The organism is Streptomyces sp. NPDC041108, assembly GCF_055592645.1.
In genome coordinates, this window is sequence record NZ_JBVIYK010000011.1 from 194,060 (window position 1) to 210,732 (window position 16,673).

Here is a 16,673-nt window from a genome sequence, read left to right on the forward strand (position 1 = left end):
CGTGTCATCGAAGTACGAAGCGGCCGCGGAGCGCGACACCCGCGCGGACGCGTCCGCCGGCCGCCGTGCCGACGGCCCCGAACTGCGTGCCGAGGGCCTGCGCCTGGCCTACGACGACCGGATCGTCGTCGACGGCCTCGACCTGGTCGTCCCCACCGGCCGGGTCACGGCCATCGTCGGCGCCAACGCCTGCGGCAAGTCCACCCTGTTGCGCGCCCTGGCCCGGCTGCTCACGCCCAAGGCCGGTGCCGTCCACCTCGACGGCCGTGCGGTGCACACCATCCCGACCCGGACCCTCGCCCAGAAGCTCGGCATCCTCCCGCAGACGCCCGTCGCCCCCGAGGGGCTGACGGTCGTCGACCTGGTCGGGCGGGGGCGTACACCGCACCAGACCTGGTGGCGGCAGTGGTCGCGGAGCGACGAGGAGGCCGTGCACGAGGCGCTGCGGGCGACCGCGCTGACCGACCTGGCGCACCGGCCCGTCGACGAACTCTCCGGCGGACAGCGCCAACGCGCCTGGATCGCCATGGCCGTCGCCCAGGGCACCCCCGTGATGCTGCTGGACGAGCCGACGACGTACCTCGACCTCGCCCACCAGATCGATGTCCTCGACCTGGTCACCGACCTCAACCGGCACCAGGGCCGCACCGTCGTCATGGTCCTGCACGACCTCAACCAGGCCTGCCGGTACGCCGACCACATCATCGCCATGAAGGGCGGGCGTATCGCGGGCGAGGGTGCCCCCGCCGACGTCATCACCGCCGAGACGGTCGAGGACGTCTTCGGTCTGCGCTGCATCGTGGGCGAGGACCCCGTCAGCCGTACCCCCATGGTCATCCCGATGGGCCGTCATCACGAGGGCACCGACGCGGACGCGGCGAAGGCCGCGGAGCCCGTGTCGGGCGCCACCGGCTGACCCGCGGCCGCCTGCGCCCCCGGCCCGCCCGTCCGTTCCGTCACGGGCGGGGTGTCAGGTAACCACCCATCGTGCGGAAGTAGTCCGTCGCCGCGTGTTCCGTGCCGTCCTGCGTCCGCACCCGCTCGACCACCAGCCCCGGCAGCCGTCCCGAGCGGGCCTCGGCGCCCGCCACGATCACGACCCCGTCGCCCTCCCGGATGAAGATCCGCCCCGGCGTGCCGCCGTAACGCCCCTCGGAGACGGAGGCCGCGACGATCCGGATCCGCTCGCCCCGGTGATGGGTGAAGGCGTTGGGGTACGGGTCCGACTGGGCCCGTACGAAGCGCTCCAGGTCCTCGGCGGGCCAGGTCCAGTCGATCCGGCTGTCCTCGAGGGACCGCTTGTGGAAGAAACTCGACCGGGAGCGGTCCTGCGGCGTCCACACGGCCCTGCCGGAGTCGATGAGTTCGAGCGAGTCGGTGACCAGCGGGCCGATCAGGTCGACCGTGCGGTGGAACAGGTCCGTCGCCGTGTCCTTCGGACCGACCGGCACCGCACGCTGCAACAGCACGTCGCCCATGTCGAGTTCACCGTCCATGCGGTGGGCGGTGACACCGACCTCCTGCTCGCCGTTGATGAGCGCCCAGATGAGCGGGGAGAACCCCGCGTACCTCGGGAGCAAGGAGTCATGGATGTTGAGCGTGCCGTGCGCCGGCAGGTCGAAGATCTCGGGCGGCAGCCAGGTGCGCCAGTTGTTGGCCACGATGAGGTCCGGGTCGGCCTCCTTGAGTGCGCGCAGCAGTTCCTCGTCGCCCGGCCGGTTGCGCAACAGCACCGGAACACCGTGCTGTTCGGCGAGGTCGGCGACCGAGTCGTTCCAGATCTTCTCGTACGCGTGATCGCTCTTGGGATGGGTGACGACGAGAACCACCTCGTGTCCGGAATCCAGCAGCGCACGCAGCGTCCGGTGTCCCCACGTCTGGTATCCGAACATGGCGATCCGCATATGAGCTCTCCTCAACCGTTGCTAGGTAAGGCTTACCTTATCTAACATGGCTGTGCTGGGGGAGGCTGTGTTCCTGCCGGGACGACTGTGTGGACCCCTTTTCTCGATGAAAGGCGATGACGCGGTGACGATGCTGCACACCGGGCCGGATTCCATCTACGACGTACTGGGGATCGGATTCGGCCCGTCGAATCTCGCGCTCGCCATCGCGCTCCACGAGCACTCCGCACGGGCAGGCGCGGAGAACGGGCTCCGGGTCGGGTTCCTGGAGAGACAGCCCCGGTTCGGATGGCACCGCGGCATGCTCATCGACGACGCCACCATGCAGGTGTCCTTCCTCAAGGACCTGGTGACGATGCGTGACCCCACCAGCGACTTCAGCTTCCTGTGCTATCTGCGCGACCAGGGGCGCCTCGTCGACTTCCTCAACCTGAAGACCCTCTTCCCGCTGCGCATCGAGTTCCACGACTACTTCGAGTGGGCCGCCGCCCGCGTCTCCCATCTCGTCGAGTACTCCGCCGAGGTCGTCTCCGTGCGCCCCGTCAGCCGGGACGGCGAGATCCGCTACTTCGACGTCACCAGCCGTACCCCCGGCGACCCGGATCGGTTCACCGTCCGTCGCGCCCGCAGCATCTGCGTGGCCGCCGGCCTGGAACCGCACCTTCCGCCGGACGCGGTCCTGTCCGACCGGGTCTGGCACACCAGCGAGTTGCTGCCCCGCGTCGAGGAGGCCCAGCGCACCGGCCGGCCCATACGCCGTGCCGTCGTCCTGGGCGCCGGACAGAGCGCGGCGGAGGCCGTGGACTACCTCCACCGCAGCTTCCCCGAGGCCGAGATCTGCTCCGTCTTCGCCAAGTACGGCTACACACCCGCCGACGACAGCCCCTTCGCCAACAAGATCTTCGACCCCGAGGCCGTCGACCTGTACTACGGATCGCCCCGGGAGGTGAAGCAGTCGCTGTTCGACTACCACCGCAGCACCAACTACTCCGTCGTGGACATGGATCTGATCGAGTCGCTGTCGCGGACCATGTACCAGGAGAAGGTCCAGGGCCGGGAACGGCTGCGGATGATGAACGTCTCCCGCCTGCGCGAGGTGGAGGAGGGCGTGGACGGCGTCCGGGTGACGGTGGAGTTCCTGCCGACGGGGGAGCGCGAGACCCTCTCCGCGGACCTCCTCGTCCACGCCACCGGCTACCGGCCGCGCGGGGTGGGCGACAACCTCGGCGAGATCGGCAAACTCTGCCTGCGCGACGAGGAGGACGCCCTCCAGGTGGGCCGTGACCACCGCGTGGCCACCGCCCCCGACGTCAGCGCGGACATCTACCTCCAGGGTGGCACCGAGCACACCCACGGCCTCACCTCGACGCTGCTCTCCACCACCGCCGTCCGCGCCGGGGAGATCTGCGCCTCCCTCCTCGCCCGTCGCGCGGCGGACCTGACGACGACGGAGGCGTGAGCGGCGGGTCCGAGGGCACGAGCGGCCGACGCCGGGGACGCCGCACGCCCGGCGACCGCCCCTCCAAGGCGGCGCCCGCTCCCGGACGCCCGCGCCCCGCCTACCGGCGGCCGGCGCCCTCCTGGACCTCGCCCCGGCGCCGCACTCCCCTGGCCAGCGCCCCGCCCAGGAACCCGGTCACGAGTCCCCACAGCACGGCGAGGCCGAGCGCGCCCCACAGATGGGGCCGCAGGAACAACTCCCCGCCCAGGTCCCCGCCGAGGTCACCGATGCCGATGACCGACAGCCCGTAGTGCGCGGAGATCCGGGCCACGAGACAGATCATCAGGACGGTCGCGGCGAGAGCGGCCGCCATGTGCACGGCGTGCTGCCACAGCCGTACCCGGGCGGGGGAGCGGGCCGCCATCACGAACGCGGCAAGGATCAGCAGCACGGCGTTCACGGCGGGCAGCCACCACACCCGGCCGTCGTAGTCGGCGAGCGAGCCCAGGCTCAGGGTGGACACGTCGGGCCCGCGCACCACCTCGTCCAGGATCTTCGGCATCGGCAGTCCGAAGGGCCCCTCCACCTGGCTGTCCCAGGTGGCGCCCAGGCCGATCGTGAAGGCGAGCCACACCACGTTCGGCAGGCCCAGCAGGACCAGCGCGGCCGTCTGGGCGGCATGCCCACGGGTCAGCGCCACCACGGCCGCGATCACCAGCCCGATGCCCAGGCACGCCAGCAGCAGGCCGACCATCGCGTACGCGGCCGGACGCACCGACTCCTGGAACCGCAGCAGCCGCGCGGGCAGGGGTGCCCCGCGCGAGACCAGCAGCGCCAGGACGAGAACGCCGGCGAGCCACACCAGTCCGAGGAACAGGGTCGGCGCCACGGCAGTCTCGAACCCCACGTCGGCGGAAGTGCCGAGGAAGTCGCCCACGTCGCCGAGCGGGACGTCGAAGGTCTGCCGGGCGAAGAGCGCCAGGCCGATCAGCGCCGCCAGCCACAGGACGGCGATCCGGGCGGCCCAGCCGGCGAGTTCGGCCGCCCCGGTCACCGCCCGATGCCGCAGGGGCCGCAGGAATCCGGCCGCGATCACCAGGGCGCCCACGACGGTCACCGACAGCGGCATCACGGTCAGGCCCGCCCGGGTCTCGGCGAGGAACCCGGCGCCGCCGGACAGCTCGATCGTGCCGCCGACCGCCGTCACGACGGTGGCCGCGACGACCCGGGGGAACGCGCCGTCCGGGAGGTCCGCCGCGCCCGCCGCCCACAGACCGAGAGACGCCACCACGATCATCGTGATCAGTCCGGCCAGCACGGTCGCGAGGGCCTGGAGCCAGCCGTGGCGGGCGACCGCCCGCTCGGGTGCGGCGGTCTGCCGGGGCGACAGGGTCCGAGGGCTCACTCTTGCCACGCTAAGCACGGCGGTGACACTCCGCGCGCCGGGGCGCCCGGCTCGTTCGGCTTGCGAGTGACGCGGGACCAGAGCACACAATGGCCCTGTCATGGAGAAAAGAGTCATAAAGCGGCTAAACATGTGCATTGTGTGACATCAATCGCATGCGGCGCCGCGAAGTCCCTACGCCGGGAGAAGACCCGTGAGTTCCGAACAGCCGTCCTCCGGCCGCCCCACAGGGCCGCCCTCCGGCCCCCTGTCCGGGCCGCAGCAGCCCGGCCCCACCCCGCCCAGCCCGACGCGGACGAGCGCCCCGGTGCCACCGGGCGACGCCTCGGGGCCCGGCGGCACCGGCGGTCCGGGCGGCACCGGGGGCTCCGGCGGCGGGCCCGGCGGCCCGGGAGGAACCGGCGGCCCCGGAAGCCCCGGTCATCCGTGGTGGCGGTCCGCTCCCCGGATCGCCCTCATGGTCACCGCGGCCCTGGTCGCGGTGGTGCTCGTCGTCGTCCTCACCCGCTCCGACGACTCCGGCGGCTCGGCCGACGGCGAGGTCTTCCTCCAGGCCGCCGGCAAGGCGGGCCCCGACCCGTTCACCGAGTCCACGGCCACGGACAGTTCCACCGTGCCCGAGACCCCCACGGCCACACCGAGCAGTGCGGAACCCGCCAACGTGACGCGCGCCGTGGACGGTTCGTCCCCCGGCCTCTACGGCGGCACCCGCAACGTCTCCAGCTGCGACGTGGAGAAGCAGATCAAGGTGCTCGGCGCGAACCCCGCCAAGAACGACGCGTTCGCCTCCGTCGCCGGCGTCGACTCCTCCGGCGTACCCGCCTACCTGCGCTCACTCACCCCGGTACAGCTGCGCATGGACACCCGCGTGACCAACCACGGCTACCGTGACGGAGCCGCCACCAGCTACCAGGCCGTCCTGCAGTCCGGCACCGCCGTCCTCGTCGACGACCGGGGCGTCCCCCGGGTCCGCTGCGCCTGCGGCAACCCGCTGAAGCCGCCGGTCGCGCTGAAGACCACGCCGGAGCCCAAGGGCGACTCCTGGCCGTCGTACCGGCCGCAGAACGTCGTGGTCATCGAGCGCTCGACCGTGGTCATCGACGTCTTCGTCCTCTACGACCCCGAGCACGACGACTGGTTCACCCGCCCCGCCGGCGACACGGGCGGGAAGGACAAGAAGACCACCCCGCCCGTCAACCAGCCCTCCCCGTCGACGTCGACGTCGTTCTCCGAGGAACCGCCCTCGAAGTCGCCCAAGCCGTGCCCCTCGTCCCCGCGCGGCGCGACGAAGACCCCGAAAGGCGGGGACGCCGACGCCAGCGCCAGCCCCTGCCCCTCCTCGTCCTCGGTGACCCCGTCCACCTCGCCCCCGTCGGCGCCGGAGACACCGACCACGGGGCCCACGACACCGCCGCAGAGCCCCGAGACGTCCGACGCGCCGGACGACACCACGACCTCCGGGTCGGCGTCCCTCGACGGTGTCCCGGATCCGGTCGCCCCGGATTCCTGACCCGCCCGCGCGGCCGTACGGGGCCCCGCCGCCTCACTCGTCGATAGCCGACCCGAACTGGGCGTCCACCGAGGGCGCCCCGAGGGAGGCGGCGTCGTACGTCCACGACCCGGCCGCCGTGACGCCGCCCGAGCCCGCCGAGAGCACCCAGATGTGACCGTCGCCGGTGTTCTCGCCCGGCGCTGCGGCCAGCAGACCGAAGCGGCCGTCGCCGTTCGGGTCGGTCAGCCGGACCTGGGCGCCCCACTTGTCACCCTTCTCCGCGGCGCCCGGCACGTCCGTGGAGTTCTGGTCCCAGGACCGGGCGCCGGCCGCGGTCAGGCCGGCGGCGGAGCCGCGCAGCACCCACACGGCGCCCGCGTCCTTCACCGTGCCGATGTCCTCGCCCGCGGCGCCGATCGCCACGTCCGCGTACCCGTCCCCGTCGGTGTCCGCGACCGACAGGTCCGAGCCCCAGCCGTCCCCGGCCTCGGCGACACCGGGCACGCCGTCGGAGTCCTGCACCCACCAGTCCGGCTCCGCCGCCGGGCCGTCCGGACCGCCGAGGCGCACGCCGACCACCCCGCCCGTCCGGGTCTCACCCGGCTGGTCGTCCGGGGAGTTCGGCTCACCGGTCACCAGGTCGTCGTACCCGTCGTCGTTGATGTCCCCGGACGCCGCGACCGGGCCGCCGCGCAGATCGCGCTCGTACTTCAGCCCGTCGGCGTTGCCCGACAGATACGCGGACCATCCGTGTCCGGGCTCGTCCCCCAGGCTCAGCCCCGACACGACGAGGTCGGCGAAGCCGTTCTTGTCGTAGTCACCGGTCGTCATGGACATGGGCCGGATGTCGCGGGCCTCGGCCTTCGCACCGAAGCTCTGGGCGGACTCCCGGCGCATCGAGCTCCGCGCCGCGGCGTCGTACGCGAACAGCTCCACGCCGTACGGGTCGAGGACGGCGAGGATGTCGCCGTCCGTCTCGGCGGTGAAGCGGCCGGCGGCCAGACCGGTGCCGAACTGCTCGCCCGCGGCGGGCTCCTCGGTCTCCAGCCAGTCGCTCGCGGCACCCTTGAGCCCGGCCTTCGAGCCCCACAGCACGGCCACCCCGCCCGCGTCCCCGAGCGTGCCGATGTCCTCGCCGGGGATGCCCACCACGGCGTCGTCGTACCCGTCGCCGTCCAGGTCGCCCGTGGCGACCGCCCGGCCGAACCCGTCACCCGTCTCGGCCGCGCCCGCGACCCCCGACGTCGACTGGCTGAAACGGGCGGCATTGCTCGTGCCGATGCCCTTGGACGAGCCGTACTGCACGGTCACCAGGCCCGCGCCCTTCTTGCCGCTCACGGTGGCGCCGGGCGCGCCGACCAGGATGTCCTCGTAACCGTCTCCGTTGAAGTCGCTGTTGCGGTCACCGGCCCGTGTGCTGCCGGGCGCGCCGGCGTAGGCGGAGGGAGCGGTGGCGATCGCCGCGCCCGAGACGAGAAGAAAGGTGGCAGCGGCGAGCGCTGCCGAGCGGTTCTTGCGCATGTTCGGCTCCTGGTGGTGGGAACGGCCGGGCAGCGCGGGGGTGTCCGGAAAGGGCCCGTTCCTCGTCCGGCGCCCTGTTCGACACCTTGTGGTGAGCAAGGGTTGTACGGGACGACACGGCCGGTTCAGGAGGCTCCGTCTCCGGACGCGGCTCCGGCCCCCGCCGCGGGGGAGGGCGCTCACGCGGCGGAATCGGCGTGACCGGCGGAAATGGGGTGGCGCGGCGGCACCGTGACCGTCGATGCTCCTCCGTATGAGTGACCATGGTGCGACCCGGCCCGACGAACAGCCCCTGCCCGAGCGGAAGCCCGGCTGGGGTGACCGGTTCGTCGGCCCCGAAGGAGACCCGCGCGGCGAAGGAGGCTTCGAGGGGGAGCGGGCCACGCTGGTCGGGTACCTGCGCAACCAGCGGCTGACCCTGGAGTTGAAGTGCGCGGATCTGGACGCCGAGGCCCTGGCCCGCCGTTCGGTACCGCCGTCGAACCTGTCGCTGCTCGGCCTCGTACGCCACCTGGCGGGCGTCGAACAGTACTGGTTCCGCCAGGTCCTGGCGGGGGAGCCCCCGTCGCCGCGCCACTATCGCGCCGGGGACGACCCCGACGGGGACTTCAACGACGCCGTCGCGGACCCGGAGGCCGTGGCCGACGCCTGGCGGACCTGGCGCGGCGAGGTCGGCTTCGCCGAACGCTTCGTGGCGGCGGCGCCCGACCTCGCCGTCACCGGGCGCCACGACGACGAGCCCATCGCCCTGCGCGAAGTCCTGGTCCACCTGATCGAGGAGTACGCCCGTCACAACGGCCACGCAGACCTCCTGCGCGAACGCATCGACGGCCGCATCGGCGAGTGATGCCCGGAGCCGTCCCCCCGGCGATTTCCCTGAGGGCGGAACGCGGCCCCCTTGCCCTCCCGCCCGCAGTTCCTAGGCTGGAGAAGTGAGCCGACACGCCTCGAACGAAGCCCGAGTCATCCCCCTGCGCCCGGCGACGGCGAGCCCGGCGGCGGCCCGCCCGGTCCGCCCGGCCGCTCCACCGGCCAGGGAACCCCTCTGGCGCGACCTGGTCGGCGATGTGCTGCGCCGCGAACGGCTGGCCCAGGAACGCACCCTGAAGGACGTCGCCGACGAGGCCCGCATCTCGATGCCGTACCTCTCAGAGGTGGAACGGGGCCGCAAGGAAGCCTCCTCGGAAGTCCTCGCGGCAGCCGCCCAGGCCCTCGGCCTGGGCCTCGGGGACCTGCTGTCCCTGGCCCAGGCGGAACTGACCCGCCATCAGGCCACCCGCAGGACACCCAGGGCCCCCTACGACGGCCTGTGCCTCGTGGCCTGACCTCCGCCCGCCACCCGCGCCCCTCGCCGGGGCGCGGGCGCCGAGGTCCTTCGGCCGGGGAGCGGCGACGCGGTGGGCCGGCCCTCAGACCCCCACCAGGCGCCGGTTCAACACCTCGTCCGCCAGCCCGTAGGCCACCGCCTCCTGAGCCGTGAACACCTTGTCCCGGTCCATGTCGGCCCGCAGATCCGCCACCTCGCGCCCCGTGTGCCGCGCGAGCACCCCCTCGACCTGGGACCGGATCCGCACCATCTCCTTGGCCTGCAGGGCGAGATCGGAGACCGTGCCCTGACGGCCCCCGCTCGCCGGCTGCCCCAGCAGCACCCGCGCGTGCTCCAGCACGAACCGCCGCCCTGCGTCCCCGCCCGCCAGCAGCACCGCCGCCGTCGAGGCCGCCTGTCCGACGCAGAACGTCGAGACCGGCGCGCGCACGTAGGACATCGTGTCGTAGATCGCCATCAGCGAAGTGAACGATCCGCCGGGCGAGTTGATGTAGATCGCGATCTCGCTCTCCGGCGCCGAGGACTCCAGATGGAGCAGCTGCGCGATGACGACGTTGGCCACGCCGTCGTCGATCTCGGTGCCGAGGAAGATGATCCGCTCGGACAGCAGCCGGCTGAACACGTCGTAGGACCGCTCGCCCTGCGCGGTCCGCTCGACGACGTTCGGAATCGTGTACGTCCCCATCACTGCAGCCCCATCCGTCGGCGTGAAGAGGCCGGCCGTACGTCGTCGAGCGTCTCGACGACCCGGTCGACCATTCCGTACTCCCTGGCCTGTTCGGCCGTGAACCAGCGATCGCGGTCGCCGTCCCGGGAGATCGTCTCCACGGTCTGGCCGGTGTGCTCGGCGGTGATCCGTTCGATGGCCCGCTTGGTGAACTCCAGGTTCTCCGCCTGGATCTCGATGTCGGCGGTGGTGCCGCCGATGCCCGCCGACGGCTGGTGCATCATGATCCGCGCGTTGGGCAGCGCGTAACGCTTGCCGCGGGCGCCCACGCTCAGCAGGAACTGGCCCATGCTCGCCGCGAAGCCCATCGCCAGCGTCGAGACGTCGTTCGGGATCAGCCGCATGGTGTCGTAGATGGCGAGGCCCGCGGTGACCGAACCACCGGGGCTGTTGATGCAGAGGCTGATGTCGGTGCGCGGGTCCTCCGCCGACAGCAGCAGCAACTGGGCGCAGACCCGGTTGGCGGAGACCTCGTCGACCTGGGTGCCCAGGAAGACGATCCGCTGCGCGAGGAGCTGCGCGGCGAGATGGTCGTCGAAGCGTGACGCCGGGGTGTCGCCCTCCTCGGCACGCGGGGCGAACGCGGGGGCCCGGCCGGTGGTCAGTGGAGCCACTTTTCCTCCCTCGGATGGACGCGACCGCGGTGGCCGCTGACTCCACTCTCCCCACGAACCGCCCCTCACCTGGACTTTCTCTGCCCGCGGCAGATTCGCCGACAGCAGAGCGCCGGCCGCCCGCCGAGATCCTCCACAGCCGATGCCCACGCCACCGATGAGTTTCGGCAGCGGAACCGGTCGATACGGAGACGACACATCCGCGCCCCGAGGAGGCACTCATGTCCAGCGACGGATTCACCATCTGCCTGTGGTTCGACGGCCAGGCGGAGGAGGCGGCCACCCACTACGTCTCGATCTTCAAGAACTCCCGGCTCGGCCGGGTCACCCACTACGGCGAGGGCGCGTTCCAGCCGGCCGGTACGGTGCTCACCGTGGACTTCGAGGCCAACGGCCAGCGGTTCGTCGCCCTCAACGGCGGCCCGCAGTTCACGTTCACCGAGGCCGTCTCCTTCCAGATCCTCTGCGCCGACCAGGACGAGATCGACTACTACTGGAACAGCCTCACCGAAGGGGGCGAGCCCGGCCCCTGCGGGTGGCTCAAGGACAGGTTCGGGGTGTCCTGGCAGGTCGTGCCCACCGCCCTCATCGAGATGATCAGCGACCCGGACGCGCAGAAGGCGGCCCGCGCGACGGCGGCGATGATGTCGATGGGCAAGCTCGACCTCGCCGCGCTGGAGAAGGCGTACGCGGGCGAGTAGCGGTCCGCACATCCTCCTCCCGGTGGGCGGCCCTCCAGGCCGGGCCTCCCACCAGGCGGGCACCGGGATTTCGGTGATTCTTTACCCGGACCGGGTAGCGGTCGCAAAGGACTCCGGTGAGGCTTGCCCTGCGCCACCCGTTACCCGGAGGAACCTTGAACGTCTCCCCGTCCACCTGGCTGCTCACGATCGTCGTCCTGGGTCTCCTGGTCGCCGTCGACTTCTTCATCGGGCGAAAACCGCACGACGTGTCGGTGAAGGAGGCCGGGATCTGGTCGGCCGTGTGGATCGCCCTGGCGGTCGCGTTCGGCCTGGGCGTGCTGGCCGTCGGCGGCGGCAAACCGGCGGGGGAGTTCTTCGCCGGGTTCATCACCGAGAAGTCCCTCAGCGTCGACAACCTCTTCGTCTTCGTGCTGATCATGGCGAAGTTCGCGGTGCCCTCGCAGTATCAGCAGCGCGTGCTGATGGTCGGCGTCCTCATGGCCCTGGTGCTGCGCGCGATCTTCATCGCCGCCGGCGCGGCGATCATCTCCAGCTTCTCCTGGGTCTTCTACCTCTTCGGCGCGTTCCTGGTCTACACCGCCTGGAAGCTGGTGCAGGACGCCCGCAAGGGCAGCCACGAGGAGGAGTACGAGGAGAACAAGCTCCTCAAGGCCGTGGAGCGACGCTTCGGAGTGGCCGACCGCTACCACGGCACCAGACTGTGGATCGAGGAGAACGGCAAGCGCGTCATGACGCCGATGCTCGTCGTGATGCTCGCCATCGGCTCCACCGACGTCCTGTTCGCCCTCGACTCCATCCCCGCGATCTACGGCCTCACCCAGGACCCGTACATCGTCTTCACCGCCAACGCCTTCGCCCTGATGGGCCTGCGCCAGCTGTACTTCCTCATCGGCGGCCTGCTGAAGAAGCTCGTCCACCTCTCCTACGGCCTGTCCATCATCCTCGGCTTCATCGGCGTCAAACTCGTCCTGCACGCCCTGCACGAGTCCGGCGTCCACGTCCCCGAGATCTCCATCCCCTTCTCCCTCGGCTTCATCGTCCTCGTCCTCGCCGTCACCACCGTCACCAGCCTCTGGGCCTCCCGACGGCAGCGGGAGCGGGACCAGCGGGAGACCGCGGTCGCGGGCGACGACGAGCAGACCTCGCAGCCGGCCTAGGCCACCGCGTCGGCGACGGCCCGCGTGATCGCGCGGGCCATGCGCGTGATGCCGGGCGACACCACCGGGCACGGCCGTGGCCTGGACGTCGTCGGGGCCAGGCAGAAGTGCAGAAGGTCCTTGTCGTGGTGGAGGGCGGTACGGGCCCGGTCCGGCTGGGTGCAATAGCCGTCGTGCTCACGTTCGTACGCGGTGCACGGCAGGTACTGGGTCCACGTGTAGCGGCCGGAGGCCGGGCTCACGGCCCGGCCGGCGTCGGCGGTGAGGTCACCGGAGGACTTGGCCTGCCTCTCGTAGAGGGCGTTCACGCGCCGGACCCGGTCGGGGGTCATCGGGTCCGGGCCCTGGAGCACCCAGACGATCGTCGGCCGGTGCTCGCCGCCCGCGTTCGCGATCTGTTCGGTGAGCCCGTCGGCCGCGGCCTCGTACCGCCGGAAGTACCCAGCGCGGTCCTTGCCGTAGGTGATGCCGTCCATGCAGGGCGTGTAGTCCCACGAGTTGCCCCAGAACTGCAGGACCACGTAGTCCGGACGCAGCCGGCGCACCAGTGCGGCCGCCTTGTCCTGGGGCGGGACGAGCGACCGGTCGGCCGTGCCCTCCAGGTAGTCGCACAGGGTGGTGCCCCCGTACGGCACGCTCGTGTAGCGGGCGCCGAGGCCGTCCTTGAGAAGAGTGCCGAGGACGCGCTGGTTCTCCACGGCGAGCGAGTCCCCGAGGTAGAGCACCTTGGGCGCGGGCTTCGCGGTCTTGCCGTCCCGGGGGGCGGTGGTGGCCCGGGAACGGGTGGTCGGTGACGGATCGGGCGCCGTGGCCGAGGGCGGGGCCCCGCCCGGCGCCGACTCCGGATCCCCGCACGCGCCCAGGGACAGGGCGGCGAGCACCGCCCCGGCCACTCCCACGATCCACGCCCTGCGCATACGCGACTCCGGCCCCGGCCATCGAAAACGGTTCCCCAGGCAAGCACAGCCCGGGGCGGGGCGGAAGACATGTGTCGGCCACGAGGGGGTCGGCCGGGGCACGCTGTCGCGAGCGGCCGGGGCGCGGAGTCGGGCCCGGCCGGCCGCCGCCCGGCCGTGGCGCGATGCCGGCCCCGGACGGCCGCCTACGGCCCTGCGTGGCGCGACTCGCGGCTCCCTCACGCCGCCACCTCGGCCCGCGTACCGGTCGGCAACCGGCCGGCCCCGGCCGCGGCGCGCCCGGTTGGGCGTCGGAGCCGAGGAGATCGTGCCCGTGCGGCCCCACGAGGGCGCCCGGTCCGGCGGGCGCCCCCGTGCGGTCAGGTCACGGGGTCATGCCGCCGGTGCACGCGGCACCCGGCTCCGGCGTCTGCTCGCCCTGGACGTACTTGTTCAGGAACTTCCGCACCCGCGGGTCGGACGCCTCGTCCACCTTCAGCTGGTGCTCCCAGGCACTCAGCACGATGGGGGAGGACTGGTCCTCGTAGGGGCTCATGAAGGAGTACGTCGTCTTCTTCACCAGCCCGGTCAGTGACTCGACGTCGGCCTCGGCCGCCTTGTCGTTGTACGTGATCCAGACCGCGCCGTGCTCCAGCGCGTGCACCGCGTTCTCGTTCGGCACGGCCTTGGTGTACACCTGCTTGTCGCAGTTGACCCACACCTGGTTGTGGTCGCCGCCCACCGGCGGGCTCATCTTGTACTCGACGGGCTCGGTGACGTGCTTCTGGGGGAGCTTGGACCAGCTCCTCACACCGTCGACCGGCGCGGCCTTCGCCGCAGCCTCCGCCGCCTCCTTCTCCTGCGCGGAGTCGATGAGGTACCAGCCGCCGCCGACGAGCCCGGCGAGGATGGCCGTGGTGACTCCGATCATGAGCACCCGCGTCCGCCGCTCACGCGCCTGCTCGGCCTTGCGTATCTCCTCCATGCGGGCGCGCCGCGCCGCCTCCCTGGCCTTGGGGCTGTTGTTCCTGCCCTTCGGGCCGCCGTTGTTGGCCTTCGCCTTGGATGAAGCCATGGGGTGTCCTTCTCCCCGCCGGGCCGCGTACGGGCCGGGCGGTGCCGCTGTTCGTCCACGAATCCGTCGCGTGGGCCGGTTGCCCACGCCACGCCCTGCCGAGGGATCTCCGCGGTGTCCACGGGGCTCCCTGCGCGGGGTCTAGACGCGGAGCAACTGCAGTTCGTGGAGGTCGGGAGGGCGGGACCGACCGGGCTCGCGGGAGCCGGCGGGCGCCACCGGGGCCGCGGGCGTCGCCGGCTGCCAGGAGGCGGCGGTGTGGTCGGCGCCGGGCGACGGCACCTGCACGAGCACCGCGGCCGGGTCGGGGGAGTGGCAGTCGTGTCCGCCGGGACGGTGCCCACAGGGGTCGCGGTCCACCTGGCCCGCCCGCGGGGAGACGGGAACCTGCGCCCGCGGCTCCGCCGAGACCGTGTGCGGCCGCTGCGCCGGGGCCTCACCGGGAGGCGAGCCCGCGCAGGACAACAGGAACGTGGTCACGGCCGACACGACCACGAGCAGCACGCGCGCCGACCGGCCCCGGACGCACGGCAGCGCCGTACGTCTGAACGGCCGGCCGGGCATGAAGCCACCTCACGAGTCGAGGCGAACGGGAGTGCGGGCGCCGCTGAAATTATCAGACGCCGCACAACCGCGGTCCCGCCCCGCGGATCCCGTGCCGGTTTCACGCGATCCGTCCCCTTCGGCGCGCGTCCGGCAACGCTCCTGGCTAGCGTGAGAGCCGGGGAAACACCTGTCGAACCGAGGAGAGTGGCGCGATGGCCGCACATCCCGACGGAACGCCCTGTTGGGCCGACGCGATGTTCAGCGACGTCGAGGGGGCGAAGAGTTTCTACGGCGACGTACTGGGCTGGACGTTCGGCGAGTCGTCGTCCGAGTACGGCAACTACACCCAGGCGTACGCCGACGGCAAGGCGGTGGCCGCGGTCGTCCCGCCGATGCCCGGCCAGGAGGGCCAGTCCGCCTGGTGCCTGTACTTCGCCACGTCCGACGTGCATGCCACCGCGGCCAGAATCCGTGACCACGGCGGCGAGGTGCTGATGGAGCCGATGCAGGTCGGCGAGTTCGGCTCCATGCTGCTGGCCCGCTCCCCGGACGGCGTCGTCTTCGGTGGCTGGCAGGCGGGCGTCCACGAGGGCTTCGAAGCCATGGGGGTGCCCGGAGCGTACGCGTGGGCCGAGGTCTTCACTCGGGAGCCCGAGAAGTCGGACGCGTTCTTCCCGGCCGTCTTCTCCTTCCGGTCCAAGCGGATGGACGACCCCGGCAACCCCCAGATGGACTTCCGGGTCTTCGACCTGGGACAGAATCCGCTGCTCGGCCGGATGAGGATGACCCCGGAGGACTTCCCGCCCGAGGTGCCCTCGTACATCAACGTGTACTTCACCGTCCCGGACTGCGACGACGCGGTCGCCCGGGCCACCGAGCGGGGCGGCATCCTGCGCTTCGGCCCGATGGACACCCCCTTCGGCCGTTTCGCGGCGCTCAGCGACCCGCAGGGCGCGTCCTTCTCGGTCATCGACGTCGGCAGGACGCAGGGCGAGATGCCGACGCTCACGGACGTCGACTGAGCGGACGCCGCGAGAAGCGCGGGGGCGTGGGACCCGTGTACGGTCCCACGCCCCCGCGCATGGCATGATCGAGTGCATGCCGGAACGTGTTGTGGCCGCCTGTGACGGAGCGTCCAAGGGAAACCCCGGACCAGCGGGCTGGGCCTGGGTGGTCGCCGAGGACGCCGAGACCCCCTCGCGCTGGGAGGCGGGCCCGCTGGGCAGGGCCACCAACAACATCGCCGAACTGACCGCGCTGGAGCGGCTGCTGGCGGCCACCGACCCGGCCGTCCCGATCGAGATCCGGATGGACTCCCAGTACGCGATGAAGGCGGTCACCACCTGGCTGCCCGGCTGGAAGCGCAACGGATGGCGCACGGCCGCCGGCAAGCCGGTCGCCAACCAGGAACTCGTGGTCCGTATCGACGAACTGCTCACCGGCCGTACCGTGGACTTCCGCTACGTGCCCGCGCACCAGGTCGACGGTGACCCCCTCAACGACTTCGCCGACCGCGCGGCGAGCCAGGCGGCCGTCGTCCAGGAGCCGGCCGGCTCCGACCTGGGCTCCCCGGAACCGCCGGCCGCGCCCGACACCGCCCCGTCCCGCTGGAGCGCGGCGAAGAAGTCCGGGAAGTCCGCCAGGTCCGGCGCCCGCGCCGGTTCGTCGTCCTCGTCCTCGGCGTCCTCGGGGTCGTCCCGCACGATCAAGGCGAAGTTCCCCGGCCGCTGTCTGTGCGGCCGGCCGTACGCCGCGGGTGAGCCCATCGCCAAGAACGACCAGGGCTGGGGCCACCCGGAGTGCCGTACGGCGGCGTCGGCCGGAGCCGAATAGCCGCCGCACGGCACCGCGCGCAGGGTGCCGG

17 protein-coding genes are annotated in these 16,673 nt (G+C 72.0%); 9 read left to right on the forward strand and 8 right to left on the reverse strand.

Annotated features, from left to right (window positions below):
- Window position 1: 1 nt before the first annotated feature.
- Window positions 2-916, forward strand: a complete 915-nt coding sequence (locus tag ACZ6BB_RS28610) for an ABC transporter ATP-binding protein (RefSeq protein WP_471618020.1) — start codon at window positions 2-4, stop codon at window positions 914-916.
- Window positions 917-956: 40 nt separating this feature from the next.
- On the opposite strand, the gene ACZ6BB_RS28615 is transcribed toward ACZ6BB_RS28610, so the two are convergent.
- Window positions 957-1,904: a methionyl-tRNA formyltransferase gene (locus ACZ6BB_RS28615; RefSeq protein ID WP_471618021.1), complete on the reverse strand. Its 948-nt coding sequence runs from the start codon at window positions 1,902-1,904 to the stop codon at window positions 957-959.
- Between the two features lie 106 nt (window positions 1,905-2,010).
- On the opposite strand from ACZ6BB_RS28615, the gene ACZ6BB_RS28620 reads away from it, so the two are divergent.
- A complete protein-coding gene (locus tag ACZ6BB_RS28620) occupies window positions 2,011-3,363 on the forward strand; it encodes a lysine N(6)-hydroxylase/L-ornithine N(5)-oxygenase family protein (protein ID WP_471618022.1) in 1,353 nt (450 codons plus the stop codon).
- A 100-nt stretch (window positions 3,364-3,463) separates the two neighbouring features.
- On the opposite strand, the gene ACZ6BB_RS28625 is transcribed toward ACZ6BB_RS28620, so the two are convergent.
- Window positions 3,464-4,750 (reverse strand): streptophobe family protein, encoded by a 1,287-nt coding sequence (locus ACZ6BB_RS28625; protein WP_471618023.1) that lies wholly within the window; start codon window positions 4,748-4,750, stop codon window positions 3,464-3,466.
- A gap of 193 nt (window positions 4,751-4,943) precedes the next feature.
- Here ACZ6BB_RS28625 and ACZ6BB_RS28630 point away from each other — a divergent pair, with 193 nt between their 5' ends.
- Window positions 4,944-6,260, forward strand: a complete 1,317-nt coding sequence (locus ACZ6BB_RS28630) for a DUF6777 domain-containing protein (RefSeq protein ID WP_471618024.1) — start codon at window positions 4,944-4,946, stop codon at window positions 6,258-6,260.
- 33 nt (window positions 6,261-6,293) lie between these two features.
- Here the strand turns inward: ACZ6BB_RS28630 and ACZ6BB_RS28635 are convergent, their stop codons facing one another.
- On the reverse strand, window positions 6,294-7,763 hold the full coding sequence (locus ACZ6BB_RS28635; protein ID WP_471618025.1) for an esterase: 1,470 nt from the start codon (window positions 7,761-7,763) through the stop codon (window positions 6,294-6,296).
- Between the two features lie 253 nt (window positions 7,764-8,016).
- On the opposite strand from ACZ6BB_RS28635, the gene ACZ6BB_RS28640 reads away from it, so the two are divergent.
- Both ACZ6BB_RS28640 and ACZ6BB_RS28645 read left to right on the forward strand, forming a co-directional pair.
- A complete protein-coding gene (locus ACZ6BB_RS28640; protein WP_471618026.1) occupies window positions 8,017-8,610 on the forward strand; it encodes a DinB family protein in 594 nt (197 codons plus the stop codon).
- A gap of 85 nt (window positions 8,611-8,695) precedes the next feature.
- Window positions 8,696-9,088 carry a helix-turn-helix domain-containing protein gene (locus tag ACZ6BB_RS28645; protein WP_471618027.1) on the forward strand — a complete coding sequence of 131 codons (393 nt, stop codon included), beginning with the start codon at window positions 8,696-8,698 and terminating at the stop codon, window positions 9,086-9,088.
- Window positions 9,089-9,172: 84 nt separating this feature from the next.
- Here ACZ6BB_RS28645 and ACZ6BB_RS28650 read toward each other — a convergent pair whose 3' ends face one another.
- On the reverse strand, window positions 9,173-9,775 hold the full coding sequence (locus ACZ6BB_RS28650; protein ID WP_471618028.1) for a ClpP family protease: 603 nt from the start codon (window positions 9,773-9,775) through the stop codon (window positions 9,173-9,175).
- A complete protein-coding gene (locus ACZ6BB_RS28655; RefSeq protein WP_471618029.1) occupies window positions 9,775-10,431 on the reverse strand; it encodes an ATP-dependent Clp protease proteolytic subunit in 657 nt (218 codons plus the stop codon). Before ACZ6BB_RS28655 ends, ACZ6BB_RS28650 begins: the two co-directional genes overlap by 1 nt.
- Window positions 10,432-10,652: 221 nt before the next feature.
- Between ACZ6BB_RS28655 and ACZ6BB_RS28660 the strand changes: the two genes are divergently transcribed.
- Window positions 10,653-11,132, forward strand: a complete 480-nt coding sequence (locus tag ACZ6BB_RS28660; protein WP_471618030.1) for a VOC family protein — start codon at window positions 10,653-10,655, stop codon at window positions 11,130-11,132.
- Between the two features lie 155 nt (window positions 11,133-11,287).
- A complete protein-coding gene (locus ACZ6BB_RS28665; RefSeq protein ID WP_471618031.1) occupies window positions 11,288-12,292 on the forward strand; it encodes a TerC family protein in 1,005 nt (334 codons plus the stop codon).
- Here the strand turns inward: ACZ6BB_RS28665 and ACZ6BB_RS28670 are convergent.
- The 3 genes from ACZ6BB_RS28670 to ACZ6BB_RS28680 form a co-directional block, all read right to left on the reverse strand.
- Complete coding sequence (locus tag ACZ6BB_RS28670; protein ID WP_471618032.1) at window positions 12,289-13,209, reverse strand: SGNH/GDSL hydrolase family protein; 921 nt, start codon at window positions 13,207-13,209, stop codon at window positions 12,289-12,291. The genes ACZ6BB_RS28665 and ACZ6BB_RS28670 overlap by 4 nt on opposite strands.
- Before the next feature lie 364 nt (window positions 13,210-13,573).
- The gene (locus ACZ6BB_RS28675; protein WP_471618033.1) at window positions 13,574-14,263 is read right to left on the reverse strand and encodes a DUF3105 domain-containing protein; all 690 of its coding nucleotides are present in this window, start codon (window positions 14,261-14,263) and stop codon (window positions 13,574-13,576) included.
- A gap of 141 nt (window positions 14,264-14,404) precedes the next feature.
- Window positions 14,405-14,827, reverse strand: coding sequence for a DUF6153 family protein (locus ACZ6BB_RS28680; protein WP_471618034.1), 423 nt, complete (start codon window positions 14,825-14,827; stop codon window positions 14,405-14,407).
- 194 nt (window positions 14,828-15,021) lie between these two features.
- On the opposite strand from ACZ6BB_RS28680, the gene ACZ6BB_RS28685 reads away from it, so the two are divergent.
- Together ACZ6BB_RS28685 and ACZ6BB_RS28690 are read left to right on the forward strand one after the other, a co-directional pair.
- On the forward strand, window positions 15,022-15,831 hold the full coding sequence (locus ACZ6BB_RS28685) for a VOC family protein (RefSeq protein WP_471618035.1): 810 nt from the start codon (window positions 15,022-15,024) through the stop codon (window positions 15,829-15,831).
- 64 nt (window positions 15,832-15,895) lie between these two features.
- Window positions 15,896-16,642 (forward strand): ribonuclease H family protein, encoded by a 747-nt coding sequence (locus tag ACZ6BB_RS28690; protein WP_471618036.1) that lies wholly within the window; start codon window positions 15,896-15,898, stop codon window positions 16,640-16,642.
- Window positions 16,643-16,673: the final 31 nt, after the last annotated feature.